Source organism: Enterococcus sp. FZMF (genome assembly GCF_030263915.1).
Lineage (GTDB): Bacteria > Bacillota > Bacilli > Lactobacillales > Enterococcaceae > Enterococcus_D > Enterococcus_D casseliflavus.
In genome coordinates, this window is the sequence record NZ_CP127160.1 from 1,841,736 (window position 1) to 1,868,019 (window position 26,284).

At 43.0% G+C, this 26,284-nt stretch carries 24 protein-coding genes; 11 read left to right on the top strand and 13 right to left on the bottom strand.

Features of this window, described 5'->3' with window-relative positions:
* Window positions 1-163: 163 nt before the first annotated feature.
* Window positions 164-1,189: an AraC family transcriptional regulator gene (locus QN079_RS08940; protein ID WP_289229550.1), complete on the top strand. Its 1,026-nt coding sequence runs from the start codon at window positions 164-166 to the stop codon at window positions 1,187-1,189.
* 118 nt (window positions 1,190-1,307) lie between these two features.
* Here the strand turns inward: QN079_RS08940 and QN079_RS08945 are convergent, their stop codons facing one another.
* Together QN079_RS08945 and QN079_RS08950 are read right to left on the bottom strand one after the other, a co-directional pair.
* Window positions 1,308-2,348 (bottom strand): CAP domain-containing protein, encoded by a 1,041-nt coding sequence (locus tag QN079_RS08945; RefSeq protein ID WP_289229551.1) that lies wholly within the window; start codon window positions 2,346-2,348, stop codon window positions 1,308-1,310.
* Between the two features lie 193 nt (window positions 2,349-2,541).
* Window positions 2,542-4,341 carry a penicillin-binding transpeptidase domain-containing protein gene (locus tag QN079_RS08950; protein ID WP_289229552.1) on the bottom strand — a complete coding sequence of 600 codons (1,800 nt, stop codon included), beginning with the start codon at window positions 4,339-4,341 and terminating at the stop codon, window positions 2,542-2,544.
* A gap of 170 nt (window positions 4,342-4,511) precedes the next feature.
* Between QN079_RS08950 and QN079_RS08955 the strand changes: the two genes are divergently transcribed.
* Together QN079_RS08955 and QN079_RS08960 are read left to right on the top strand one after the other, a co-directional pair.
* Window positions 4,512-5,180, top strand: a complete 669-nt coding sequence (locus QN079_RS08955) for a response regulator transcription factor (protein WP_289229553.1) — start codon at window positions 4,512-4,514, stop codon at window positions 5,178-5,180.
* Window positions 5,170-6,612 carry a sensor histidine kinase gene (locus QN079_RS08960; protein WP_289230733.1) on the top strand — a complete coding sequence of 481 codons (1,443 nt, stop codon included), beginning with the start codon at window positions 5,170-5,172 and terminating at the stop codon, window positions 6,610-6,612. Before QN079_RS08955 ends, QN079_RS08960 begins: the two co-directional genes overlap by 11 nt.
* A 72-nt stretch (window positions 6,613-6,684) precedes the next feature.
* Here QN079_RS08960 and QN079_RS08965 read toward each other — a convergent pair whose 3' ends face one another.
* The 5 genes from QN079_RS08965 to QN079_RS08985 form a co-directional block, all read right to left on the bottom strand.
* On the bottom strand, window positions 6,685-7,302 hold the full coding sequence (locus QN079_RS08965; RefSeq protein WP_005230151.1) for an HAD-IA family hydrolase: 618 nt from the start codon (window positions 7,300-7,302) through the stop codon (window positions 6,685-6,687).
* A 216-nt stretch (window positions 7,303-7,518) separates the two neighbouring features.
* Window positions 7,519-9,111 (bottom strand): TPM domain-containing protein, encoded by a 1,593-nt coding sequence (locus tag QN079_RS08970; protein ID WP_353957181.1) that lies wholly within the window; start codon window positions 9,109-9,111, stop codon window positions 7,519-7,521.
* A gap of 140 nt (window positions 9,112-9,251) precedes the next feature.
* On the bottom strand, window positions 9,252-10,601 hold the full coding sequence (locus QN079_RS08975) for a PFL family protein (RefSeq protein WP_289229555.1): 1,350 nt from the start codon (window positions 10,599-10,601) through the stop codon (window positions 9,252-9,254).
* An 8-nt stretch (window positions 10,602-10,609) separates the two neighbouring features.
* The gene (locus QN079_RS08980; protein ID WP_005230142.1) at window positions 10,610-10,876 is read right to left on the bottom strand and encodes an ACT domain-containing protein; all 267 of its coding nucleotides are present in this window, start codon (window positions 10,874-10,876) and stop codon (window positions 10,610-10,612) included.
* A gap of 103 nt (window positions 10,877-10,979) precedes the next feature.
* Window positions 10,980-11,642 (bottom strand): 2,3-bisphosphoglycerate-dependent phosphoglycerate mutase, encoded by a 663-nt coding sequence (locus QN079_RS08985; protein WP_225001362.1) that lies wholly within the window; start codon window positions 11,640-11,642, stop codon window positions 10,980-10,982.
* A 415-nt stretch (window positions 11,643-12,057) separates the two neighbouring features.
* On the opposite strand from QN079_RS08985, the gene QN079_RS08990 reads away from it, so the two are divergent.
* Genes QN079_RS08990 through QN079_RS09000 form a run of 3 tightly spaced genes read left to right on the top strand, consistent with a single transcriptional unit; the run spans window position 12,058 to window position 15,426 of the window.
* Window positions 12,058-13,539 (top strand): ABC transporter substrate-binding protein/permease, encoded by a 1,482-nt coding sequence (locus QN079_RS08990; protein ID WP_005230136.1) that lies wholly within the window; start codon window positions 12,058-12,060, stop codon window positions 13,537-13,539.
* Window positions 13,532-14,254, top strand: coding sequence for an amino acid ABC transporter ATP-binding protein (locus QN079_RS08995; RefSeq protein ID WP_005230134.1), 723 nt, complete (start codon window positions 13,532-13,534; stop codon window positions 14,252-14,254). The genes QN079_RS08990 and QN079_RS08995 overlap by 8 nt, the downstream gene beginning before the upstream one ends.
* A gap of 17 nt (window positions 14,255-14,271) precedes the next feature.
* Window positions 14,272-15,426: a pyridoxal phosphate-dependent aminotransferase gene (locus QN079_RS09000; RefSeq protein ID WP_289229556.1), complete on the top strand. Its 1,155-nt coding sequence runs from the start codon at window positions 14,272-14,274 to the stop codon at window positions 15,424-15,426.
* A 133-nt stretch (window positions 15,427-15,559) separates the two neighbouring features.
* On the opposite strand, the gene QN079_RS09005 is transcribed toward QN079_RS09000, so the two are convergent.
* A complete protein-coding gene (locus tag QN079_RS09005) occupies window positions 15,560-16,267 on the bottom strand; it encodes a DUF4811 domain-containing protein (protein WP_289229557.1) in 708 nt (235 codons plus the stop codon).
* The gene (locus QN079_RS09010) at window positions 16,264-17,742 is read right to left on the bottom strand and encodes an MDR family MFS transporter (RefSeq protein WP_289229558.1); all 1,479 of its coding nucleotides are present in this window, start codon (window positions 17,740-17,742) and stop codon (window positions 16,264-16,266) included. The genes QN079_RS09005 and QN079_RS09010 overlap by 4 nt, the downstream gene beginning before the upstream one ends.
* 137 nt (window positions 17,743-17,879) lie before the next feature.
* Here QN079_RS09010 and QN079_RS09015 point away from each other — a divergent pair, with 137 nt between their 5' ends.
* The 3 genes from QN079_RS09015 to spxB all read left to right on the top strand — a co-directional run bounded on the left by QN079_RS09015 (window position 17,880) and on the right by spxB (window position 21,099).
* Entirely contained in the window at window positions 17,880-18,365 is a 486-nt protein-coding gene (locus QN079_RS09015; RefSeq protein ID WP_005230125.1) for a MerR family transcriptional regulator, read from the top strand.
* A gap of 180 nt (window positions 18,366-18,545) precedes the next feature.
* Window positions 18,546-19,238, top strand: coding sequence for an N-acetylmannosamine-6-phosphate 2-epimerase (locus QN079_RS09020; protein WP_289229559.1), 693 nt, complete (start codon window positions 18,546-18,548; stop codon window positions 19,236-19,238).
* 127 nt (window positions 19,239-19,365) lie between these two features.
* The gene (gene spxB, locus QN079_RS09025) at window positions 19,366-21,099 is read left to right on the top strand and encodes a pyruvate oxidase (protein WP_289229560.1); all 1,734 of its coding nucleotides are present in this window, start codon (window positions 19,366-19,368) and stop codon (window positions 21,097-21,099) included.
* A gap of 79 nt (window positions 21,100-21,178) precedes the next feature.
* Here the strand turns inward: spxB and QN079_RS09030 are convergent, their stop codons facing one another.
* Window positions 21,179-21,307, bottom strand: coding sequence for a hypothetical protein (locus QN079_RS09030; RefSeq protein ID WP_005236316.1), 129 nt, complete (start codon window positions 21,305-21,307; stop codon window positions 21,179-21,181).
* Window positions 21,308-21,733: 426 nt separating this feature from the next.
* Between QN079_RS09030 and QN079_RS09035 the strand changes: the two genes are divergently transcribed.
* Window positions 21,734-22,261 carry an NfeD family protein gene (locus QN079_RS09035; RefSeq protein WP_034858578.1) on the top strand — a complete coding sequence of 176 codons (528 nt, stop codon included), beginning with the start codon at window positions 21,734-21,736 and terminating at the stop codon, window positions 22,259-22,261.
* 25 nt (window positions 22,262-22,286) lie between these two features.
* Window positions 22,287-23,741 carry a flotillin lipid rafts scaffold protein FloT gene (gene floT / locus QN079_RS09040; protein ID WP_142974387.1) on the top strand — a complete coding sequence of 485 codons (1,455 nt, stop codon included), beginning with the start codon at window positions 22,287-22,289 and terminating at the stop codon, window positions 23,739-23,741.
* A gap of 78 nt (window positions 23,742-23,819) precedes the next feature.
* Here floT and QN079_RS09045 read toward each other — a convergent pair whose 3' ends face one another.
* From QN079_RS09045 to QN079_RS09055, 3 genes are all read right to left on the bottom strand, one after another.
* Window positions 23,820-24,389 carry a sugar O-acetyltransferase gene (locus tag QN079_RS09045; RefSeq protein ID WP_289229561.1) on the bottom strand — a complete coding sequence of 190 codons (570 nt, stop codon included), beginning with the start codon at window positions 24,387-24,389 and terminating at the stop codon, window positions 23,820-23,822.
* Window positions 24,390-24,411: 22 nt separating this feature from the next.
* Entirely contained in the window at window positions 24,412-24,924 is a 513-nt protein-coding gene (locus QN079_RS09050) for a cyclophilin-like fold protein (RefSeq protein ID WP_289229562.1), read from the bottom strand.
* A gap of 122 nt (window positions 24,925-25,046) precedes the next feature.
* Window positions 25,047-26,144, bottom strand: a complete 1,098-nt coding sequence (locus QN079_RS09055) for an alpha/beta hydrolase (protein ID WP_375856484.1) — start codon at window positions 26,142-26,144, stop codon at window positions 25,047-25,049.
* Between the last annotated feature and the right edge of the window lie 140 nt (window positions 26,145-26,284).

Genomic DNA, 26,284 nt, shown 5'->3' on the forward strand with positions numbered 1-26,284 from the left:
ATTCCCCATTTCTTTCGAATTTGCTGGTACTATTGACTATTATTATCATCCGGATTATGATAATTGATAACGCTACCATACAAGTATTATATACTATCTCTACCTGTCTTCAATGACGATACTCTACTATTTCATTGACTATTTTTTACCTAAGGAGAAAGCGATGGATAAACAAAACATTCTGCAGCAGTTACAACAATTGACGACTACCGAAGAAATAGCCCTTAAAAAGACGCAAACCCTTCCATACAATTATGAGGATTTCAAGAAAGTCTACACTGAGAAAAATGAGCCAATTTACCAATATACCTTCGAAAAACACCTTTCTCGTCTCATACGAAAACGACCGCATGATAGCGGATTTCTTAAGACAAGCCAGCTCTTGATTTTAAAACATGCACGCTTTTCATCTACGCCACTACATCAGCATGATTTTATCGAAATGAATTATGTTTTTTCTGGAACAGTCACGATCATGATCAATGAGAAAAAAGTGATCCTAAAGGCAGGTGACTTTTGCTTACTAGATACTGGGGTGATCCATCAAATTATCGAAACAAATCAAGACGACATTGTTATTAACTTTTTGATCAGCAAAGAGTACTTTTCCACGCAGATGCTCAGTCGGTTAGCATCCAATAGCATGATCGCCGATTTTGCCATCAATGCGTTATCTGAAAGCCAAAAGCACAATCAATACTTAGTGTTTGAAACGAGTAACAACGACTATTTGATTGATGCGATTTTCGGGGTCTTGGCCCAGTTCTTCAATCCCTCCTTCGGTTCTCATGAAGTCATCCATTCCTATATGATCATTATTTTTTCCGAACTCGTTCGTAACTTCCAGGAAAAACAACGGATCGAGTCGCAAAACAGTGACCAATTGTACCTCGGAGAAGTGTTGGACTATCTGGAGAAACATTTCGCTACTTGCACACTAGCTTCGGTTGCGGAGACATTTGGATACAACCCGAGCTATTTGAGTCGCCGTATCAGTCAGCAGCTTGGTCGATCCTTTGTGACGATCCTTCAAGAATTAAAACTCAATCAAGCCAGTTTATTGTTGAGAAACTCCTCCCTACCTGTGGAACAAATCGCACACCAAGTCGGCTATAAAAATGTCTCATTCTTCTATAAGCTGTTTCAAAAGAAGTATCAGTGCTCTCCTCATGCCTACCGTCAAAACTAAATAATACTGCTGCACACCATTTTATCGACAAAAAAACACTGCTCACTTGATGATGCTAACGCAACAATCTCAAATGAGCAGTGTTTTTTTACTAATCAGTTTCAAGCAATTCAGGAATTTACGACGCCGATCCTCGGTGATACAACGTTGTATAATAAGGCTGTTCGCTGGTATCGATCGCAATACCGATCCCGAGAAATTGATACTCATCGTTTAGAATCGTTGCCCGATGTCCCTCTGAATTCATTAAACCTTGATGGGCGTAAATACTGCTGGCCTGGCCAAATGCCAAATTCTCCCCTGCAGCAGTGAAGCTGATCCCGTCTTCTTGCATCCGATCAAATGGAGTCGATCCATCTAACCCAATATGGTCAAAGTATCGATGTTCTGCCATGTCTTGGCTATGCTTCACGGCAGTCTCACTGGTTGCTTCGCTGAAACCAAGGGGTGACAAACCAAAATTCACTCGGGTAGCATTCGTTAATTCAAATAACTGTGTTCGTAAACCGCTTAAAATGGCGGCTTGATTTTGGCGAAAATCATTCGCATGGCGTGTTTCTAGGGAGCGATTGATGATTTGGATCGCAGTCACTGTATCTTCGGCATGAACATCATAGAAAAAAGTAATCAATTGATCGTCTTGCAAGAACAGATCATAGTCGGCATCCGAATCGATGCGATACCGTCGTGATCCTCGTTGTAGACTTTCTTGACGCGTCCACATCTGATTACGAACGCTTGCTTTTGAAGACCCGATACCTAGCGTGTCATCGATAAGAATCGTATCTTGATTCGTATAGATCCCTTGCGCAATATCATGTTCATCGTACATCACCATCATGAAGTTACGAAAATCATCGTGATAGGAAGTCCAGTTCAGTCCATACCGATTCGCTGATTCATTGATCGCTTCCCCAAAGGTTTCTTCGATCACTTGTCGTGATTCATTATATAAATATGTCTGGGCAGGCGTTTCTGCCGCTGGCCTTGCTGAAGTGTCTTGTGAAAGAGAAAATTGGGACGAGAGAGATTGAGTGATCTCGTTGAGTCGGGCATCACGAAATGCCAAGCGCCCGTCTTGCCATGTGATCATCTGGCTTGCAAAATAAAGAAGCCCGATGAGAAAAATGCTTTTGATCAAGAATTTTATTTTTTTCATATGACACCTCCGTCAATGAATCTTTATGTGTTAGCTTTAGCGCGATCGTTTATCCATTCATCCCTAGATTGGATCGCTGATGCACCCTTCCTGTCTTTTCTAAAGACTATCATTCCTGTGGGAAGTTGACCAGCTGCATCATGAAATTTCTTAGATGATCTAGGTCTTTTTAAGCTCCTGTTAAGAAACTTTTTTACTCACGAAAACTTTGCAGCGCCATCGAACGCTCCATCAAGGGATTGGCGATTTTAGCTAATGTATGTCGATCGTATTCTTCTGGTCGCTTGATAGTGAGGTAAAGAATAAACTGTGGATCATCGGTTGGGTAGATGGAGACCGCCGAATAAATATAATCAAACTCTCCCGTCATGTAGCCTTGACCATTCTCATTGGCGATCTGAGCAGTCCCAGTTTTGACAGAAATCTCATGGTTCGTCAGTTGGTATACATCATAAGCGGTGCCATAACGTTCATCCGTCACTACATCGGTCATGTATTCTAAAACAGCATCAGCTGCTGCTTGTGAAATAGGCTGGGAAACGACTTCTGGAAAAACTTGGGTCTCTTCCCCTACTCGCCGAATCAATTGCGGACGTATCATCTCGCCACCATTGGCAAATGCACTAAATAGCTGCATCATCTGCATCTGATTGACGCCGATCGCATGGCCATAGGAACTCATGGCATAATCCACCCGATTTCTTGAAGGTAAGATCCCAGGCACTTCCCCAGGAAGCTCACTTCCTGTAACTTTCCCTAATCCAAAATCAGTTAAATACTGTGCCCAATTATCAAAACCGATCCGTTGCTGAAGTCGAACCATCCCAGTGTTGCTTGACCAAGCTAACGCTTGCCGCATCGTCAACTCACCATTTGCTCCTGAGTCGTGGTCATTGATGACTCGATCTTCAATCTGCATACTCACAGGATTGTAGCGTTCCGTCGGATCAAAAACACCTTCATCAATAGCTGCCGCAACGGTTGCCAGCTTCAAGGTCGAACCAGGTTCATACATCTCTTCCGTAAAAAGATTACGCCAAATAAAGTGCTCATCCGCAATTCCTTCTTGGGTCTCTGGATGAAAACTAGGTCTTTGAGCCATCGTTAAAATCTCCCCAGTTTTCGCATCCATCAATAAAGCCGTTAGATTTTCTGGTCGTGTTTGTTCCATAACTTCATCCATCACTGATTCAGTGAATAACTGCAGATGAGCATCTAATGTCGTCCAAACATCATTCCCATCTACTCCTTCTTCTACGGTTTGATTGGTTGCGGGAACAGGATTCCCTGAAGCATTGACTTGAAAGGACTCTCGCCCATTTTGATTCTTCAAAAAGTCGTTCAGTACATATTCTAATCCAGAAACTCCAACTCGAATCTCTTCATCATCTGACGTGGTCCCTATTAAATGTGAAGAAAAGATACCATTCGGATAGCTGCGACTTGAACGAGCATCGAAATAGATACCGTTGATTCCAGCTGCATCACACGCCGCTTCGATTTGATTTCGAGTAGTCACACTTAGACCACTGCCAACATTGCCAAATTCCACTTGAAAGACAGGCGAATCTGTTTGATTCGCACCATCTGACAAGATTGACAAAACTTGCTCGTTAGAAATAGGTAAATACTCCGAAAGAATCGTTGCGGTCTCTTCAAAGCGCGCTCTGTCTAGATACATGGGTCGTCCATTATCAATGTAATCTTCAGAAAGAACCGCTCGAACAGTATAGGAAAGAATATCTTGTGCGATCACTGTCCCCTGCCGATCAAAAATCGCCCCTCGACTTGTTTCAATCGATCTTGAACTATAATACAAATTTTCTATTCTTTCAGACAAAGAGACGCCTGCAATCACGCCGACTTGAACAATGTAAATCAAACGTGCAGAAAACCCCATAAAAAGCGCAAGACTGATTATGTATAACCAATGACCGACTAGCTTACGATTTTTCTTTGCTTTTTTCTTTCTGACCATATGATAGTCATACATCGCCAAAGCGCTCCTTTCGATTGAATATACCTCTATAGTATTGGGTATTTGTGATGATCTTGTGAGGGAAAGAACAATTATTTTTCAAAGAGTCATTTTCCTATTAAATCAGCGATTATGCTGTGATATACTTTAAAAAATATAAATTATTTTTAAGGATGTGATTAAATTTGCAAAAAATATTGATTGTTGATGATGATACTCATATGCGTGCCTTAGTGAAAACTTATGCGGAGATCGAAGGGTATCTATGTTTTGAGGCAGCGGATGGAAAAGAAACTTTGGAAAAATTAACCAATCATTCATTCGATTTGATCCTCCTAGATGTCATGATGCCGGGAAAAGATGGCTTTCAGACGCTTTCGGAAATCAGAGGCAGCTGTAACACGCCAGTCATTATGATTACCGCTCGAAAGGAAGAGTATGACAAACTCTTTGGCTTCAATCTTGGTGCCGATGATTATATTGCCAAGCCATTTAGCCCTAAAGAGCTGATGGCTCGCATCAAAGCTGTGTTGAAACGAAGCAATCAGTTTCAGTTCGAAAAGATCGTTTTTGGCGATCTCGAAGTCAATGTTTTTTCTCATACTGTAACGATCAAAGAGAATCCTCTGCCGCTTACGCCAAAAGAATTCGATCTGCTGGTCTATTTGACGAAAAATAATCATATCGCTTTGAGCCGAGAATCAATTTTAGAAGGTGTCTGGGGCTTTGATTATTTCGGAGATACCAGAACAGTGGATACACACATCAAGTCCTTGCGAGAGCGTCTAGGGGATTACCGAGAGTTGATCCAAACGGTTTGGGGAGTTGGGTATAAATTTGATTATGAAGACTAGTCGGTTAGGTTTTACTTACATCAAAAGTAAATTACTCGTGCGGCTTTGGTCCGCCAATATGCTGCTGGTCATCATTGGCATCGCTTTTTTGTGGACTGTTCAAATTTTGCTCTTTGAACCAAATTATATCAATGTAACGAAAGAATCACTTTTAGAAACAGTTCAGGAAACAGCTGCCGCTATTGAAGAAATGGCAGTAGATCCAGATGATTTACCAGAAGAGCCATTACTTTTCCTCAGTAAAACGATCGTTGGGACTCTTTTCTTAGTCGACGAGGATGGCGAAATTCTGGCGGCATTTAACAATGGACAACAATTAAACATAGATGGGTTGAGCAACGAATACAACTGGTTGTTATCTCACGCACCAACTGTCCTTGATGGCGAGAGCCTGAGTGCTGTAGAAGACTTTGAAAAGTCTTCTGCCATTCTTATTGGCGTTCCTACCACTCTTTTCCAACGCCCAGCTGCCCTTTTGCTCTCCAATACGATCGCTCAAATCGAAGCGCTTCAAAGCTTGAATCGACAGCAACTCTTTCTATTCACCATCATATTAACTATTTTTGCGTCAACGATCTCCTTTTTTTTAGCACAGCATTTTATTCGCCCGATCAAAACCATCAAAGAAGCCATCATCCGCTTAACCAACGGCGAGCTTTATTCCGTACCCAAACTTAAGCGTAGTGATGAATTAGGTACACTTTCTGAATCGGTTGCGGACTTAAGCACAGAACTTCAGCGAGTAGACGTCTTGCGAAAAGAAGTCATTGCCAATGTTTCTCATGAACTACGCTCCCCCCTCGCGTTGATCACTGGCTATGGGGAGATGGTACGTGATGTATCTGGAAACGACGAACGCCTTCGAAAAGAACATATGGACCTAATTATCAGCGAAGCCCACCGCATGAGTGCTATGGTCGATGACATCATGGATTTCTCTATCATGCAAGCTGGCTACACACAGCTTAAAAATGAAATCTGGAATACATACGAGGTGGTTTCCTCCGTCGTTGCTTACGCAAGAGGGATCGCCAATCAATATGAGATCACTGTCGATTTTGAAGCAGATCGTACGAATGGAAATGCTCTTTTTGATCGCATCAAAAAGGAACAGGTTTTGCGTAATTTAATAAACAATGGCATCAACCATACACCTAAAAATGAACGACTCTTAATCAAATTAACGAATACATCTGCAGGAACAAAAGTTGCTGTCATCAATCCTGGAAAAGATATCCCTCCAGAACAACTCGAACTTATTTGGGAAAGATACCAACGCGTCCAACATCAAGCAGGACATAAAGAAGGAACCGGCATCGGCTTAGCGATCGTAAAAACCATTTTGACTTCTCATGCCTTCGAATATGGCGCTGAGTCGAAAAATGGTGTGACTTGTTTTTGGTTTGTTGTGCCAAGACTAGAAGACCAGTGAGAACCACGTTTATACCGTTCGTCATGAGTACTGAATGACTTACTTTCTTTGCACAAAAAAAGCCTTGATTTCTCAAGACTTAATGATTTCTTGTATTTCAGCCATTGATTGGACGGTATGGTCGGCAGATACATCTTTTAAGAGACCTTCTATATCATAAAATATCGTCTTGACACCTGCTCCTTGTCCTGCAAAAACATCCATCGTGCGATCACCGATCATGACAGTCTGATCTTTGTCTAGTTGATACTTTTCAACAAGATAAATCAGGGAAGTTGGATCCGGTTTGCGGGGGAAGTTGTTTTCTGGGCCAACGATCTCAACGATCAGGTCTGCCATCTGTTCTTTTTCTAACAGTTCTTTCGTTGAGACGACATCGCGGTGGGTCAAAATGTAGTTCTTGCCCCCAGCAGCAACCACGGCTTCTAATGTTTCTTTGGTTCCTGCAAAGGAAAGCGGCAAACGATCATCCAGCGCTTCATTTGCTTTGAATGCTTTAGTGAACTCTTGAAAATCTAAGTTGTATTTTTCAGCAACTTTTTTGGAAGATGAATCTTTCAGTATATAATAAATCTCCGCTGGATCTGGATCAAAGCCATACTCCTTCAATGTCTTGATAAAAGCTTTTAACATGATTGGGTAGCTGTCGTAAAGTGTTCCGTCAAAATCCCATATGTAAGATTGGTACATGATATCCCTCGTTTTCTCCCTTTTTCAAATGAATGAAAGTTCCATTCATTTTCAGTAACTCTAAAAAGTTTACCACACTTTGTTTGATTTGTCTTATTTATCAAGGGATTTCCTCTACAAGAAAAAACGCCATTGACCATACAATCCTTCCGCTTGCACAAACCTACATGCAAGCGAATGTATTGCAGAACAATGAACGTTCTTCCTTACGAAAAATTACCAGCTACCAGAAACACCGCCACCGCTGCTGCTTCCTCCGCTAAAGCCGCCAAAATCATTCGAAGAACTTTGCGTATCGGCAATGACTTGTTCTTGATGGGTCACATGATTATTCATCATCACAAAGAACAACGCCATATTCATACCATGGGGGTCATACTCTTGGCGAGCATTATTCAAAACGGCTGCTCGATCAGAAGCATCAAATGAGGATAATTTGTTCGCTAAATCTGGGTGATTTTGATAAACCTGTTTCAAGTCAACTTGGAACAAGGCATCTGTTTTCACTTCCGCTAGAACATCAGAAACTTCTTTTGGAATGGCTTGTACCATCTCAGGATAGGTCGCTTTTTCCGTCACAAGTTGAGCTAAGTATCGCCCTTGCTCATTGCGTCTTCTGATCTCTTCTTTGGCTTGCTTGGCTATTTCTGCTCGATAAGCATCTGCTAAAGGCAGATTCTCGGGTAACACCGCATCAGTCAAATCGTAGTCTGCCATCCGTTCAGTCACTTCCCTGCCTAATTGGGCTTCATAGGTTTTTAAGGTGTCATGTTGTGTAAGGATCACCTGACCGAAATGTTTGACCGTGGTTTGTTTCTTCATCAGCAAGTTTGAAAAATAGGCGCCAATTGCTGGATTCGTCAAGCTGTGTTGGATGACTCGTTTATCCGCTGTCGACAATCCAGTGACCGAAGTCAATTTCGCTGGCACATAAGTACTCGTCACATACTGCGTAAATGCTTGTCGACAATCTTTTGCTGTCTGATACTGATGGTAACGCTGATAGTTCTTTCTATTGCTTGCCCATTTCAAGAAATCTTTCTGTTGGAAGTGACTATCTTCTAACAGATGTTTCGGCAATGGCAGGTGCTCTTCAAAACGCCGTTTGGTTTTAAGATGGCGAAAACTGATGAACCCGACAAGGCCTGCAGCTGCTGCCGCTACGACACCACTGACGATTTTACCAATAGTGAACCACATCTGCTTAGTGGCTTCTGCTTCTTGTGCCTGTTTTTCTGCTAACATTTGCTTGCCATCTTGATAGATCGTCCCTAAACCAATCGTTTCATCCGCTTCTTTCATTCGCTGATAGACTTCATTAGAAGCTGCCAATATCGCTGTATCATAATCTTCATCTCGTAATGCGTCTTTGGCATCTTCATCCACTAAATCATCTTCCGATAGCTCACTGAAGACATAGGATAGTCCATCGCCATAACCCAGACGAAATTCACGATCGTCAATGGCAAAGAGAAACAATAGTCCATTATTGTCCTCTGGATTTCCTAAACCATACTCATTGAACAGTTCCAAATTACGCTCTTCAATCGATTGCCCATCTAAAGAAGGGATCGTGATCACAGCATATTCTGGTGCTCCAGTCAATGATTGAAAGCCCTCTTTATTCAAAGTATCGATTTGTTTGATCGTCTCTTGTGAAAGGACCCCGGCATCATCACGAACAAATGTCTGTCCAAAGGCAATTGATGGTTGAAGGACAAAAAATCCCATCAAACCAACAAAAACCAACATCCCAAGTTGGAAGATTTTCTTCATTTTACCACCCCTTTTCATCGTGTTATCTTTCATTGTATTCGATTTCAAATGATAAAACATCCGCCTTAAGCATGAAAAAAATAGTTACATGACTAAAAAACCTTTAAAAGACAGCATTTTGGTCGGTCTTTTAAAGGTCATTTTATCATATTTTCCTATTAAAGGAGTACAAATTAATTTTTGAATGAATGGATCGGAGCGGGAATACGTCCCCCACGTAAAATGAAATCAGTAGACTGTGCAGGATTGGTTTTCATCACTGGTGCCGTCCCTAATAATCCACCAAATTCAATGCGGTCGCCGATTTTTTTGTCTTTCGCTGGAATGATTCGGACAGCTGTCGTCTTGTGGTTGATGACGCCGATCGCTGCTTCATCCGCAATCATTGCGGCGATCGTCTCAGCAGAAGTATCTCCTGGAATCGCAATCATATCCAAACCGACAGAACAGATCGCCGTCATGGCTTCAAGTTTTTCTAAATTCAATAAACCAGCTTCTACAGCCTTGATCATCCCTGCGTCTTCAGAAACGGGGATAAAGGCACCCGACAGACCTCCAACATGGTTACATGCCATTACGCCGCCTTTTTTTACAGCATCATTTAACAAGGCCAAAGCCGCCGTCGTTCCGTGGGTACCGACAGATTCTAGACCCATTTCTTCTAAAATCAATGCCACACTATCGCCGACTGCAGGAGTTGGCGCCAGCGAAAGATCGACGATCCCGAATGGAACGCCCAAGCGCTCTGAAGCCACGCGCCCGACCAATTGCCCCATCCGCGTGATCTTGAAAGCTGTTTTTTTGACTGTTTCCGCCACGACATCAAAGGACTCGCCTTTGACTTTTTCCAAGGCACGTTTGACGACACCAGGTCCGCTGACACCAACGTTGATTTCCACATCAGCTTCACCGACCCCATGAAAAGCACCCGCCATAAAGGGATTGTCTTCCACTGCATTCGCAAAGACGACGAGCTTCGCACAGCCCATATCTGATGCCTCAGCCGTCTTCTTGACTGTTTCTCCCATCAGACGTACTGCATCCATGTTGATCCCAGCTTTCGTTGATCCAATATTGACCGACGAACAGACAAAATTGGTTTGAGCCAAGGCTTCTGGAATCGATTCGATCAATGCAAGGTCGCCGCCTTGATAGCCTTTTTCTACTAGTGCGCTATAGCCGCCGATGAAATTTACTCCGACTTCTTGCGCCGCTCGATCCAAGGTCTTCGCAACTTTGATACAGTCTGCGGGTGTCGGCTGGCAAGCTGCCACTACGATCGCTACAGGGGTAACCGAAATCCGCTTGTTAATGATCGGAATGCCATATTCACTTTCGATCTCTTCGCCGACTTTGACAAGATCTTTCGCTTTTGTTGTAATTTTTCGAAAAATTTTCTCACAGGTACGATCAATGTCGGCGTCAATACAATCCAATAATGAGATCCCCATTGTGATGGTACGAATATCTAAGTTTTCTTCTTCCACCATGCGAATGGTTTCAAGTATTTGATTTGTCTCCATAGTGCCTCCTATAATTTGTGCATGGTATCAAAAATCTCTTGATTTTGAATGCTGATTTTTACACCTAATGTACGACCAATTTGGTGAAGCTCCTCACGAACACCATCAAAATCCTGATTGGCATCCATGTTTAAAAGCATCATCATCGTGAAGTAATCTTCCATGATTGTTTGGGACACATCTAAAATATTGATTTCTAATTCTGCTAATTTCTGGCTAACACCAGCAATGATCCCAACCTTGTCTTTTCCAATAACGGTTAATACGGCTTTCATATCCTCCCGCCTTTCATAAAATTTTTCTTATTATAGCACAACAAAACCACATTTTCGATGTAACATCAAACGAAATTGTGGTTTATTCTTTAAATGTTCGTTATTACGCCCGTTCAATCCTATTTGCTTGGCTATCAAACTCATAAATGATCGGCTGTGCGTTAGGAATATCGATCGTATCCATGGCGTCTTTTGGCACGTCTTCCAAGTATTTGACTAACGCCCGCAAGCTGTTCCCATGACCAGTAATGAGAATATTCTTATGATCTTTAAGTAACGGAACCACCTGGTCTTGCCAAAATGGGACTACTCGCGCCACCACCATCCCCAGATTTTCTCCCTTAGGTATCAAGCGAGGGTCTAAAGAATCATAGCGTCGGTCTAAATCATTTTTCTCCACATATAAAGGCGGTTCATCATATCCACGTCGCCATTTTTGCACCTGTTCTTTTCCATACTTTGCCACCATCTCATCTTTATTGACCCCTACTAATTGGCCATAATGACGTTCATTTAGGCGCCATGTTTTTTTCACAGGGACCCAAAGCTGATCGCTGGCTTCCAGAACGGCATCGCAAGTGATGATCGTTCGCTGCAGCACAGATGTAAAGGCAAAATCAAAGGAAATCCCCAATGCTTTGATCTGTTCCCCCGCAGCCCAAGCTTGTTGTCGGCCTTTTTCGGTCAGAGAAACATCTAGCCACCCTGTCCAGTAATTTTCAAAATTTGCTTCGCTTTCACCATGTCGAATCAATACGACCTTCATTCTATCGCCTCCTCTTCTCTTTTATTATCGCAAGAAATCCAAAAAATGTCTTATGTTTCGTTTTTGCCGCTTTGTTTCAGACAACTTTTTATTTTGTCATTGCAGATCCTGTTTCTCGTTTAAGCGAAGCTGCTTTCTTTCTTCACTATCCGTTATTTTCTAAGCATCCTTTCAAATAGATGTGTATAGAAAATGGCTGCTGCTCCTTCTCCACTTTGTTCTTCCTTGGATTGCAAATAATTTGAATAAATGGTTTTACGCTCTACAACAATTTTTGACTTTTTTTCTCTGACTTATTGACTTCAACTGATGTTATGCTATGATAGTTTCTATCACTTATATGTATTTTTATACATTTATTAGTTATTATTTGCATTTTTAATAGATGCGCAGAAAAAGTTAAAGGGGCGTTTACATGAAAAGGTTTAGTAAGGGTACTGTTTTATTAGGGATCATCACAGCGTTGCTGCCGTTTTTCTTTGTCGGACAAGCACATGCAGAAGAAACCGATCCAATCTATGAAAAAGTCAAAGAAAATGGTGTATTGGTCGTGGGTTTATCTGCCGATTATGCACCATATGAATTCCGTGCCAATGTTGATGGAAAAAATGAAATCGTGGGGATCGATATCTCGATTGCCCAAAAAATTGCAGATGACTTAGGGGTCGATCTGAAAATTGAGGAGCTTGGGTTCGACGCGCTGTTAGGGGCTCTAAAAACGGGTAAAATCGATGTCGTCATCTCTGGGATGGCTGCTACGGATGAGCGCCGTAAAGAAGTCAATTTCACTGACACTTATATGGAAGTCCAACAGACCGTCCTGGTTCGAGCAGAAGATGCGGATCGTTTCCAATCGACGGCTGATTTTGATGGTGTAGCTGTCGGTGCACAACGACAAACCACACAAGAAGAGCTGGCAAATACAGAATTGACTGGCTCGACCGTCACCTCTTTGCAAAGGGTGCCTGATTTGATCACCAATCTAAAATCACGCAAGATCGATGCGATCGTGATGGAAGGTCCCGTCGCTGAAGCTTATGTGACGGCGAATGATACCTTGGCATTAGCCGAAAATGTCACGTTTGAAAACGGCGTGAAGGAGACCGCGATCGCCATCTCGAAAGAAGCGCCAGTTTTACTGGAAAAACTCAATTCCTCCATTGAAACTATCATTAGTAATGATCTTTTAAGCCAATACAAAGAAGATGCCTATCGATTGATGTTTACCGAAGAAGGCACGATCGATGAAGAGCAAAGCTTTTGGGAAAAATATCTGCCTTTTTACATCACTGGAACTGGCTATACGATCTTCCTAGCCTTGGTTGGCGTATTATTCGGCTCTATCGGTGGCAGCTTGTTAGCCTTTATGAAGCTTTCTAAGTCAAAAGCATTGAAAGTCATTGCCGCTGTCTATATTGAATATGTTCGGGGAACACCTTTGTTAGTACAAATATTTATTGTATACTTTGGAACAGGCGTGTTAGGCTTAGAGCTTTCGAAATTAGCTGCCGGCTGTATTGCCTTAGCACTAAACAGTGCCGCCTATGTGGCAGAAATCATCCGTGCTGGGATCAATGCCGTCAATAAAGGACAGCTGGAAGCCGCTCGTTCATTAGGCATGAATCAGATCCAAGCGATGCGCTTCATCATTTTCCCGCAAGCCATCAAAAACATCTTGCCTGCTCTAGGAAATGAATTTGTCACGGTCATCAAAGAGTCTTCGGTCGTATCGGTGATCGGTGTGTCTGAACTGATTTTCCAAACAGGCGTCGTTCAAGGGGCCAGCTTCAAACCATTTTTACCATACGTTATCGTATCATTGATCTACTTTGTATTGACCTTCGCCCTCTCACGTCTATTGGGTGTTGCTGAAAGGAGAATGAAAACTAGTGATTAAAGTTGAAAAATTAGTGAAAACATTTGGCGAGAATACCGTCTTAAAAGAAATCGATCTTGAAGTGACACCTGGTGAAGTCGTTGTGATCATCGGACCCTCAGGAAGTGGGAAAAGTACTTTCTTACGCTGCTTGAATCTACTTGAACAGCCGACTGGTGGGAAAATCACCTTCGAAGGCAATGATTTATTGGCAAAAGGGGTGAAAATCGATCAGATTCGTCAAAAAATGGGAATGGTCTTTCAAAGCTTCAATTTATTCCCTCATAAAACGGTGTTAGAAAATCTGACTATCAGCCCGATCAAAGTCAAACAGCAAGAGCAAGCTGCTGCCGAAGAGACAGCGAAAGGATTGCTGGAGCAAGTTGGCTTAGCTGAAAAAGCGGATAGTTACCCCTCTAGCCTTTCTGGCGGGCAGCAGCAACGGGTGGCTATTGCTAGAGCATTGGCAATGGATCCTGATGTAATGCTCTTTGACGAACCAACCTCAGCATTGGACCCAGAAATGGTTGGAGAAGTGTTGACAGTCATGCAAGCTTTGGCAGAAAAAGGCATGACGATGGTCGTCGTTACCCACGAAATGGGCTTCGCTAAAGAAGTTGCCGATCGTGTCATCTTTATGGCTGACGGTATCATTCAAGAACAAGGAACACCAGAACAAATCTTTGAGCATCCGCAAAATGCGCGGACACAGGATTTTTTAAGCAAAGTTTTATAGAAATTGGAGATGACAAAATGAACCGTCCGTTGATTGCAGAACGTTTTTTACAACCAGAAGAAAATCTTTTAATGGAGATCGCCACTCTTGCGAAGAAAACCCCGAATTTGATTGATTTGTCGATTGGTGATCCTGATTTGATTACAGATGCGACAATCATTGATGCAGCTTTTGCTGACGTCAAAGCGGGTCATACAAAATACACCGCTTCAGACGGCAGTGCTGATTTTATCCAAACCGTCGTTGATTTTTATCAAAAGCAATACCAGCTTACTTTTTCTCCTAGCCAAGTACGAGGAACTGTCGGTGCATTGCATGGCATGTACTTAGCTTTGGCTGCCATCATTGATCCCGGTGATGAAGTGATTATTCACGAACCGTACTTTTCGCCTTACAAACAACAAGTCGAACTAGTCGGTGGTGTGCCAGTCTTTATTCCGACCTTTGAAAAAGATGGCTTTCAAATCGACGTCGAGGTTTTAAAGGCCGCTATCACTGAGAAAACCCGGGCAATCATTATCAATTCACCCAACAATCCTACTGGTGCTGTTTTTTCTCCAGAAACTTTTGAAAAAATCGCAGCAGTTGCCATTGACCATGACTTACTGATCCTCTCAGATGAAGTCTATGAAGCCTTTTGCTTTGATGACACCTTTGTACCGATGGCAGCCTTCGCACCTGAGAACACCATCACATTCAGCAGTTTCTCAAAAGCCTTTGCCATGACAGGCTGGCGGATCGGTTACATGATCGCACCTGAATCGATCAATCTTACGGCAAAACTGATCAATGAGGCGATCGCCTATTCGGCACCAACTCCTTCACAACGGGCAGGTATTTACGCATTGAATCACTATGATACCCTCGTGCCGCAAGTGGTTGCTGTCTTTAAGGAACGACTGACCTACATTGAACAACGGGTTGCTGAGATCCCCTTCCTTTCCTTATCCCCAGTCAAAGGAAGCATGTATGCCTTCATCAACATTAAACAAACGGGGTTGGACTCTGTCAGCTTTGTCGAGAAATTATTAAAGGAAACCAGTGTGCTGATGATCCCTGGGAAAGCCTTTGGAGAAACGACCGGCGATGGCTATGTTCGCTTAGCTGCCACCCAATCGTTGGACTTGTTAAAAGAAGCTTTCGACCGCATTGCCGCGTGCTCATTTGACTAAAGAAAATCCCACTCACTTCTAGTGTGTGGGATTTTTTTTGGTGGTAGCCGTTTTTCAAAAGTATCACGTTCCATATAAAAAGGGACAGAAGAATCCGATTTGATTCTTCCATCCCCTGACTATCTGCTCGTTTTTACTTTTTTGCTTCTTCTAGCAATTTTGCCATCACTTCTTTTTGATAAGCTTCTGTCAATTCAGCGATTTTTGCTTTTTGGGCTGCCTCATCCATAGTTGGATCAGCCATTAATGCAGCTTGCATTTTTTCTTGGACATAGGCTTGTCCTTGTGTTTTCATAGTGTCTGCTTGTTCTTTCGCTAAAGAAGCCAGTTTTTTTGCTTGATCCACACTCAAGACTTCCCATGAATCTGGCAATGAGAACGTATTGGTACGGCTGACATATTGGCCATCGTTATCAGCGATCCCGAACAAGAAGCGTGATAGGTCACTTTTATAAACCCAGCGCGTCGTTTTTGTTTCTAATTGAGCTGAATCAGCCCCTGTTTCCACAACATTAGTCACTTTATCAGTACCGGTTTGTTTTGGTTCCTCTTGATCAGCATCCGTTTTATATAGGTAGATTTTTTCCGTACCATCTCCTAATGGCTGATACAATAGCAAATCAAAATTCTCGTTATCGGCACTAGAAACCAGTGGGGTTGTTTTAGCAGTCGTTTCTTTTTCCATTCCAAAATGATAGGTCAAATTGGCCATCAATGCGACGACACTTGCCACGAAGACTAGACCTAAGACCAATGATAAACCTGTTTGCAGCTTGTTTTTGGCAAAGACATTCAGTACCGCAAACCCTAACACGCTAAGAACGATCAAAAGCAAGATCATTTGTCCGCACCTCCTTCAAGAACCGTCAATCGCGGTTCTTTTTTCTTTAAGGAGAAGGCGATCAAGAATCCTAAGAAGCTAAAGACCGCTGCCACATAAAAGGCGGCATGGTAGCCAGATAAAGTCGCTTCGATTGCTTTTTCTTTGTATGCCAAAGGCGTTGCATCCAGCAAAGAATCACTTGGCAAGTTGCCCTTGGTGACGTTTGTCAAGACACTGATCAAGATAGCCGTACCAATTGAGCTGGCTACTTGACGGAACGTATTGTTTACCGCGGTACCGTGACTGATCAAATGACCAGGTAAGGCATTCATTCCTGAAGTCGTTACTGGCATCATCACCATTGAGATCCCGAACATCCGAATCCCATAAAGAATGATGATATGCAAAATCGGTGTATCTTTTGTTAAGAAAGCAAATGGTAAGGTTGCGGCAGTCAAGATAAACATCCCGGTGATAGCTAAACGTTTTGCACCATACTTATCAAAGATCGCACCAGTGATCGGCATCATGATCCCCATGATCAACGCACCTGGCAATAACATCAATCCTGAATGAAACGCTGACTCACCACGAATGTTTTGGATATACAATGGGAGAACCATTTCAGCACCGATCATCGCCATATTCGTGACCCCTGAAAGGATCGACGCCAAGGTAAAGGTCGTTGATTTGAACACGCGCAACTCTAAGAACGGATGCTCAATGTGCAATTGACGCCATGCAAAGAAAGCAATGAAAAAGACACCGGCTGCTAGAAAACCGATTACTTCCATACTGCCCCACCCTTTGTCGCCGACGCTTGAAAAGCCATAGAGCAATGTACCAAAACCAAGGGTTGATAAAATCGCTGAGAACAGATCGATTTTCGGATGCGACAATTCAATCACACTCTTCATTAGAAAGAGCGCTAAGACTAAGACTAAAACGACGATCGGAATGACCATTCCGAACAAATAGCGCCAGTCATAATGATCAATGATCCAACCAGATAACGTTGGGCCTAAGGCTGGTGCTAACCCAATAACGATTCCTGACATGCCCATGGCTGAACCGCGTTTTTCTGGTGGGAAGATCGACAACATGATATTTTGCAAAAGCGGCATCGAGATCCCTACACCGGCAGCTTGCACTAAGCGGCCAATCAATAATGTAGAAAAGTTCGGTGCAGCAAAACAAGCGATCGATCCTGCAAGGAAGATGCTCATTGCCGTTAAGTAAAGACTTCTCGAGCTGAACTTGTTGATCAGCCATGCGGTGATCGGGATCATGATCCCATTGACCAGCAAGAAACCAGTGGTCAGCCATTGAACATCAGATGCTGAGATGTCAAAGGCATCCATCAAAGTTGGAAAAGCCGTTGTTAACAATGTTTGGTTCAAAACAGTACAAAACGTACCGATCAGCAAAACCATGACCAGTAAGGAACGGTTGTAAGGTTTGCCGTAGATATCTAAAGGACGACTCGTTGACATATTTCACACTCTTTTCAGTATATTTTTCATAAAACCTTCTTTACTTTAAATCTTTCCCTGAAATTTGTCAACCTACTTGACATAAAAGTAAAACAAGTTACAATATTAACAAATACCTTTACAAGAATGGAGTCCGTATGTCTCATCTTTTTCGAAAACTCGTTGATAATGAAAACTTGTTGGTCGGCATCAGCGAACTTAGCCAAATGTGTGATATCTCCCCTCGCCAATTGCGTTATTGGGAACAAAAAGGATTTATTCAATCGGTCCCACAAGAAGAAAATGCCCCACGAAAATACCGACTGCCCACGGTCGTCAAAGTGGAAATGATCAAAACGTTTTTAGATGAAGGCTTTACGTTGGCCAAGGCTGTTGAAAAAGCGGACAAAAAAATCAAAACCGCCCATCATATTCGCAAAGTGTTTTCTGGGGTTTTACAAAATTTAGAAGTCATCAATGAACGCTTTACGATCATCAGTCTGGGACCAGTAGATGACGAAGGAAAAATCCTCCATATCATTCACGATGAAGAAACAGAACGATTGCAATACGAAGTGCTGCCTGCTAATCAAACGATCGATTTTGAAAAGTTCAAGCAATGCACGTCAAAACAAGCAGAATAAAAAATCTGCCTAGCCTATTCGTTACGTGCAGCAAGTATCCATGACAATGATGCTTGCTGCACGTTTTTTGAATGTCTTGCCTTTGATTCAAAGAGGTGTTGATTCATTTACAAGCAAAAAACCTCATGATATAGTCGAAGGGAGAAACGAACCTTTAGTAGAATGGGAAGTGTCATATAAATGGAAAAAGAAGTCTTTACCCAACAAATCAAGGGCGAGTTGATTGTTTCTTGTCAAGCATTGCCTGGAGAACCCTTATATACCGAAAACGGCGGTGTCATGCCCCTATTGGCAAAAGCAGCTCAAGAAGCTGGAGCTGTTGGCATCCGTGCCAATTCCGTTCGCGATATTCGCGAAATCCAAGCCGCTGTTGATCTACCGATCATCGGAATCATCAAAAAAAACTATCCACCTGAAGAACCATTTATCACAGCGACCATCAAAGAGGTGCACGAATTAGCAGCTTTACAGATTGCGGTGATCGCTTTGGACTGCACCTTGCGCAAACGTCACGATGGCTTGACGGTCAATGCCTTTATCAAACAAATCAAAACTCTTTATCCCCATCAACTACTCATGGCAGATATCGCCACCTATGAGGAAGGCATCAATGCCTTTGAAGCGGGCGTCGATTTTGTTGGTACAACTTTGTCCGGCTATACGGCGAATAGTCCCACCATTGACGAACCAGATTATCAATTGATCCAGCAATTGGTTGCGGCAAAGGTTCCAGTGATAGCCGAAGGCAAGATCCACACCCCGAAACAAGCAAAGAAAATCCAAGATATGGGTGTGACGGGTATCGTGGTTGGTGGTGCCATCACCCGACCAAAAGAGATCGCCAGCCGATTCGTGCAAGAGCTGCGCAACTGAGTCGTTCATTTCCTAAAATAAGTCTTTCACTGCGCCTTGTGACAGAAGGCGCATTCTTTGTTGTCTTTTTGAGAAACGTTTATACTTAAAAGAGAACGAATGACAACAGAGAAAGCGAGTGAAGAAAATGACAAAAATCAATGCTGGTACAGCAATGATCAAGGTTTTTGAAGCTTGGGGCATCGACCATATCTATGGAATCCCCGGTGGCTCTTTCAACTCAACGATGGATGCTTTGTACCATGAACGGCAATCGGTCAAGTATATTCAAGTACGTCATGAAGAAGCAGGTGCGCTGGCAGCAGCGGCTGATGCCAAGCTAACGGGAAAAGTCGGTGCGGTTTTTGGTTCTGCTGGTCCGGGTGCCACCCATTTGATCAATGGCTTATATGATGCTCAAATGGATAACGTGCCCGTCGTTGCCTTGTTAGGACAAGTAGCTTCGAGCTCGATGAACTACAATGATTTTCAAGAAATGAATGAAAATCCGATGTTCGCTGATGTCAGTATCTACAATCGCACGGTCATGTCCCCTGAAAGTTTGCCCCACGTGGTGGACGAAGCCATTAAAGCAGCCTACAAATTTAAAGGAGTCGCTGTGGTAACGATCCCGGTCGATTACGGGTTTGCAGAAATCGACGAACAGGAGATTGCAACCGCAAAAAATCATAAGACAGGTGTTCTCCAGCCTGATGAAGAGGATTTACAGGCTGCCCTTCCTTATTTTGAACAAGCAAAAAAACCCGTCCTTTATATCGGACAAGGTCTCTTTGGTCATTTTGATGCCTTCGATGCTTTTTCTAAGCATTTCTCGATGCCTATCGCAGCTTCTGTCTTAGCCAAAGGCATCGTGCCTGATCTTTATGAAAACTTTCTTGGATTTGCTGGACGGGTTGCGACAAAACCTGCCAATGAAGCTTTGGCAGAAGCCGATCTCATCGTTTTTGTCGGCAGTGACTTCCCTTTTGGCCGCCGCTTTTTCAATCCTGGTGCCAACTTTGTCCAAGTTGATATCGACGCCTCGAAATTTGGTCGTCGTCATCAGACGGATGTCTCCGTTTTAGGAGATGGTGCGACCGCTCTTAGAAAATGGACAGAGATGGCAGCCCCTCGTCCTGCAGATGCTTGGTTAAAAGCCAATCAAGAAAACTGTCGCAATTGGCATGAATGGCGCCATCGTTTTTACCATGATTCGCAAGTTCCTTTGCGTCCTGAACCTGTCTATCGAGAAATCAACCGGATTGCAGCTCCTGATGCCCTGTTTGTCACGGATGTCGGTAATGTGACGATTCACAGTATCCGTCATTTAGAAATGACGGGTGAACAGCGTTTCACAACGTCTGGCTGGTTTGCGACAATGGGCAATGGTGTACCTGGTGGGATCGCAGCTCAATTGAGCTATCCGAATCGCCAAGTATTTACCTTTAGTGGGGATGGCGGTTTTGCGATGCAAATGCAAGACATCATCACCCAAGTGAAATATGATTTGCCAATCATCAACGTGGTCTTTTCCAATGACTCATTCGGCTTCATCGAAGCGGAGCAAGAAGATACCGAGCAAACCAAGTTCGGTGTCCAACTAGCCGGTGCTGATTTTGGTAAAGTTGGGGAAGCATTGGGTGCGAAAGGCTTCACGGTAACGAAGGAAGAAGAATTAGCATCCGTCTTTACACAAGCTAAAGAAAGCCACGGACCTGTGGTGATCGATGTCAAGATCGCTAACGAACGCCCTCTTCCTGTCGAAGAACTGAAACTTGATCCGAACCGCTTCAGCGCTGAAGAAATCGCAGCTTTTAAAGCAAAATACCAAGTCCATGATCTGCCAGCTTTGAGTGAGTTGTACGTGGATTCTCAAGAGTAAATAAAAAAGAGAGAAAGACAGAAATCCTGTCCTTCTCTCTTTTTTTTCATCAACCATTTCATGTTTCTAATGCATCGCCTTACTTATTATAAATTTTCGGGCCTTTACGCATGTTTTTTCGATCGTTTTTTGGGGATTCCATTTTTTTTGAACGGCCGCCGCCTTGTTTTTTCTTGATTAGCTCTAACATTTTTTCTTTTTGATCCATCGATTCCACCTCTATTTCTTAGCAATACTGTCGGTTGAAAAGAAGTGTTCCTGACTTCTTTTATGTTTGCGAACAACTACCTTCGATCTATGGTAATAGAAAATAAAAGCTGCCTCTTACGATTCAAATCATCTGCAGCTAATTTTGCCTTTTTCTAGTACCCTGATTTAATCTACTTGGATTTTCCTGGTTTGTCAATGGCTGATGAAAAAAAGCTGATTTTTGATCGGCTCTTTCAAAAAAATAAACCTCCCTTTGTTGTACTATTTGTTCAATTTTACTATTTTATTTAAGTTTTTTTATTATTTATTGGTATAATTATAACAGAACACCTATTCCGTTCTTTTCCTTCCCTCGTTCTTCTTCCGATTGTTTCTTAGCTTTCATTGTTCTTACAAATCACTCTATTTGAAAGGAGGTGGATACGTGCTGCACACTTACGCACCTGATCAGATTTATTTGTATGTATTGATTGGCTGTGCCATTTTAGCCTTTTTGCTGCTTCTGTTTGGCGATATCTTCGATTTTGATGGTCCAATTGATCCGATGTTGATCATCCCCTGGTTTGCCTTTACGAGTCTTTTCGGTTACTTAGGGGAAACTATTTTCCCAGGCTATTCGATGATGCTTTTCATTGGTAGCGCTTGTCTGTCTACAGGGCTCGTTTTTCTCTTGAATTTTTACGTGCTGATTCCCATGAGGAATGCTGAAGCGACGCTTTCGAGTTCCGAGAAAGACTTTGAAGGTCGAATCGCAACGGTGCTGACGCCGATTCCTTGTGAAGGAATGGGTGAAATTCAACTCACAAGTGTCACTGGTTCAAGTAATCGTCCAGCCTCGGCTTTTCAACCTATCGATGAACCATTAGCAGCAGGATCAAAAGTGTTGATTATTGAAGTCAAAGAGCGTATTTGCTACGTCGTTCCCTATACAGAAAAATTTTTGGACAACTAAAATAAATCACTAAAGAGGTGCATCTATGGATATTTTCTTATCACCAATTGTCTTTCCGATCGCAATCGTGGCGTTCATTTTACTGATGCTTTTGATCATCTTTGTCACGAAATATCAAACAGCCAAGCCCGATGAAGCGTTGATTATCAGCGGAAGTTACCTTGGCAACAAAAATGTTCATGCGGATGAGAGCAATAACAAAATCAAAATCGTGCGTGGTGGCGGAGCCTTTGTTTTGCCAGTGTTCCAACGATCAAACCGAATCAGCTTGCTATCCAGCAAGCTAGATGTTTCAACACCAGAAGTGTATACGGAACAAGGAGTTCCCGTTATGTGTGATGGAACTTCCATTATCAAGATCGGCTCATCCGTAGAAGAAATCGCAACGGCAGCGGAACAGTTTCTAGGAAAAACCCGTGAAGAATTAGAAAATGAGGCACGAGAAGTCTTGGAAGGTCACCTGCGTTCGATCCTCGGTTCGATGACCGTCGAAGAAATCTATCAAAATCGCGACAAATTCAGCCAAAGCGTGCAAGAAGTGGCCTCTGTCGATCTAGCGAAAATGGGCTTGATCATTGTCTCCTTTACGATCAAAGAAGTACGAGACAAAAATGGCTATTTAGATTCTCTTGGAAAACCTAGAATCGCCCAAGTCAAACGGGATGCTGAAATTGCGGAAGCTGAAGCGCTGAAAGAAACCCGCATCAAAAAAGCCCAATCGGAACAAGAATCGCAAACAGCGGAATCAAAACGCATGACCGAAATCGCTGAAGCATTGAAGGAAAAAGAATTGAAGTTGGCGCTATATAAGAAAGAACAAGACATCGCCAAAGCCGATGCCGATCAAGCCTATCATCTGCAAAGTGCCATCATGAAACAAAAAGTCCGAGAACAAGAGATTGAAGTCGAAGTCGTTGAACGACAAAAACAAATCGAATTGGAAGAAAAAGAAATCTTGCGTCGTGAACGCCAATTTGATTCTGAGATCAAGAAAAAAGCCGATGCCGATCGTTATGCGCTTGAACAAGAAGCATTAGCGAAAAAAGCGTCTGCGTTAGCAACCACTGAAGCTGAGCAGTTTCGAACAGAGTCGTTGGCAAAAGCTGAAGCCGATAAGATTCGTCTGATTGGTTTGGCAGAAGCGGAGACGACCTTGGCGAAAGGAACGGCGGAAGCTGAAACGAAGGAAAAAATCGCCGAAGCCTTCAAGAAATATGATGAAGCAGCGATCCTTAGCATGATCGTTGAGATCATGCCGCAATTAGTCAAAGAGGCTGCCGCCCCATTAGGCAATATCGATAAAATTTCGGTCGTTGATACAGGATCAGGTGAAGGCGGCGGTGCCAATCGTGTCACCAATTATGCCACCAATCTCTTATCGACCACACAAGAAACTTTGAAAGAAACCCTCGGTCTTGATGTGAAATCGTTGATCGAAAACTTCGCCGGTTCCAATACGAGCGAGCCGCCTCAAGACTAAGAAAACTGCTGTTCGTCTCCATCGCTTCAAAAGCGACAGGGCGAACAGCAGTTTTTTTCTTACTCATTGCTATTGTGCTTACTTAGTGACCTCTTTGACATAGTTTGCAGGTACACCAGCCACGATCGTGCGTTCAGCGACATCTTTGGTCACCACTGCCCCAGCAGCAATGATTGCATGGTCACCGATGTTCACACCAGCCACGATCGTTGCATTTGAGCCAATCCAGACATTCTTCCCAATCGTAATGGGGGCTGGATAAAGCGTGCTACGATCTTCAGGGTGAAGGCCATGATTCAAGGTAGCTAGAACAACGTTATGCCCAATTAGGGTATCATCACCGATCGTGATCCCTCCTTGGTCTTGAAAATGACAACCGGCGTTAAGAAACACCCCTTTGCCAATTTGGATGTTTTTGCCATAATCTGTATAAAAAGGCGGAAAAAGCGAAAATGTCGGTTCAACTGCTTTCCCAGTCAATTGAGCAAAAAGTTCTTGTAATTCATGAGGTTCATGATAAACCGTATTGATTTTCATGGTCAATTTTCTCGCCTCAGCACTCAAAGCCATCATTTGTTTTGAAGTTTGCGAACCGGCAAGTAAGGGTTCACCACTTGCCATAATTTTGTTTAATTGATCGATCGTCATTTGTTTTTCTCCTAATCATTCGTTACTCACGAGTATTTTCTAGCGAAAAGACAACCTCCAAGTCTTCTCCCCCCAACGCTTCTCTTAATCCTGCTGGATCTTCAATCACGCCGATACGACTATAGCCACCATAAGAATTGGTAAAGGTCTGATAAAACAGCACCAATGTATGACTATTCCAGCTCATGATTTCTCCTTCGTGAATGATCTCCGGCCGTTCTGTAGTCATTTCTGGCAAATTCTCAGAAAAACGATAATATTTCTCGTTGTTGTTCAAGTCACTCATTGTCAACGTGAAGGGCATTTGATTCATTAGGTATTCAGACGCCTCATTTTCATAAAACTTTGCTATAAAATCCTGTTGACCAACCGTAATGACCACAGTTGTTGCTGATTCAATCGTCGGTTGATCATGATCCTGACTTGCTTCAGAGGAAGTTTCGCTGGCAGACAGCGCATGCCTCTCCTCTGTTCCACTTGTCCCACAGGCACTTAGTAGGAACAGCAAGACAGCAGGGATGAGTTTTATCAACATGGCTTCGCTCCTTTCTGCTGATGATTCGATGTAGCGGCGGGCAACGGAATGCTTATTTTCTAAAACACGACTGCTCAGCAGAAGATATGGGACTGAACAGTCGTGCAGCTGGTTGTTGCTGTTTAATTCAAATGCTCTTGGAAGAATTCGGTCATTTGGTCAAAAGGAATCACCTCTGTTTGGTCGTATAGATCAACATGCGAAGCATTAGGAATGACTGTCAGCTCTTTGTTATCGCCTTGCAATTGCTCAAAGGCGTCTTGACTGAAGTAAAGTGAGTGGGCTTCTTCTCCATGAAGCAATAAAACGGCGCTTTGGATCTCATCAATGTAAGACAAAAGTGGCATATTTAAGAATGACAGCGAAGACGTGACATTCCAACCATCATTAGAGTTCAAGGAACGTTCGTGGTAGCCTCGGTCTGTTTTGTAATAATCAAAATAATCCTGCATAAAGACAGGGGCATCTTCTGGCAGTGTATCTGGTACCCCACCTGCTCGTTCGTAGCTGCCATTTGCAAAATCAACTGTACGTTGGGCGTTCAGCTGCTGGCGCAATTCATGGCGTCCTTCAGCCCCCATTTCATCAAAATACCCTTGAGCATTGACTCGCGACATGTCATACATGGTGGCAGAAACAGTCGCTTTCACACGGGTATCGATGGCTGCGGCGTTCAAAGCTAGACCACCCCAGCCACAAATCCCGATCAAACCGATTCTTTCTTCATCTACGTTTTCTTGGACAGATAGAAAATCGACGGCTGCTTGAAAATCTTCTGTATTAATGTCTGGGGAAGCCACATAGCGTGGTTCGCCACCGCTTTCACCTGTATAGGACGGATCAAAAGCGATCGTAACAAAACCACGCTCTGCCATCGTTTGCGCATATAGACCAGATGTCTGCTCTTTGACTGCTCCAAAAGGTCCGCTAACGGCGATTGCTGGAAGTGGTCCTTGCGCATCAATTGGTTCATAAAGATCCGCAACTAAAGTGATCCCGTAACGATTCTGGAAAGTCACTTTTCGGTGATTCACCGTGTCACTTTCTGGGAAAACTTTATCCCATTCATCTGTCAATGAAACATTTTCTGTCATCGTTTCTCCTCCTGAGCTGGCTTGCGGCTCTTCATTCGTCTCCTCATTATTGCTGCTACAAGCACCTAAAACCAACGGTGCCAGCACAACTAAAGACACAAGGGCCTTCTTTTGCCATTTTTTCATTTCATTCGCCTTCTTTCTCGGTCATCTATCCTGTACCTTAGGGCGATTCTCCAATGTTTCTCAAATGATCAAGGTCTGGATGATCGTTTTTTCTTGATCGCTTGAGCTATTTTTGGATAAACCTATTGTACTTGCAGCAT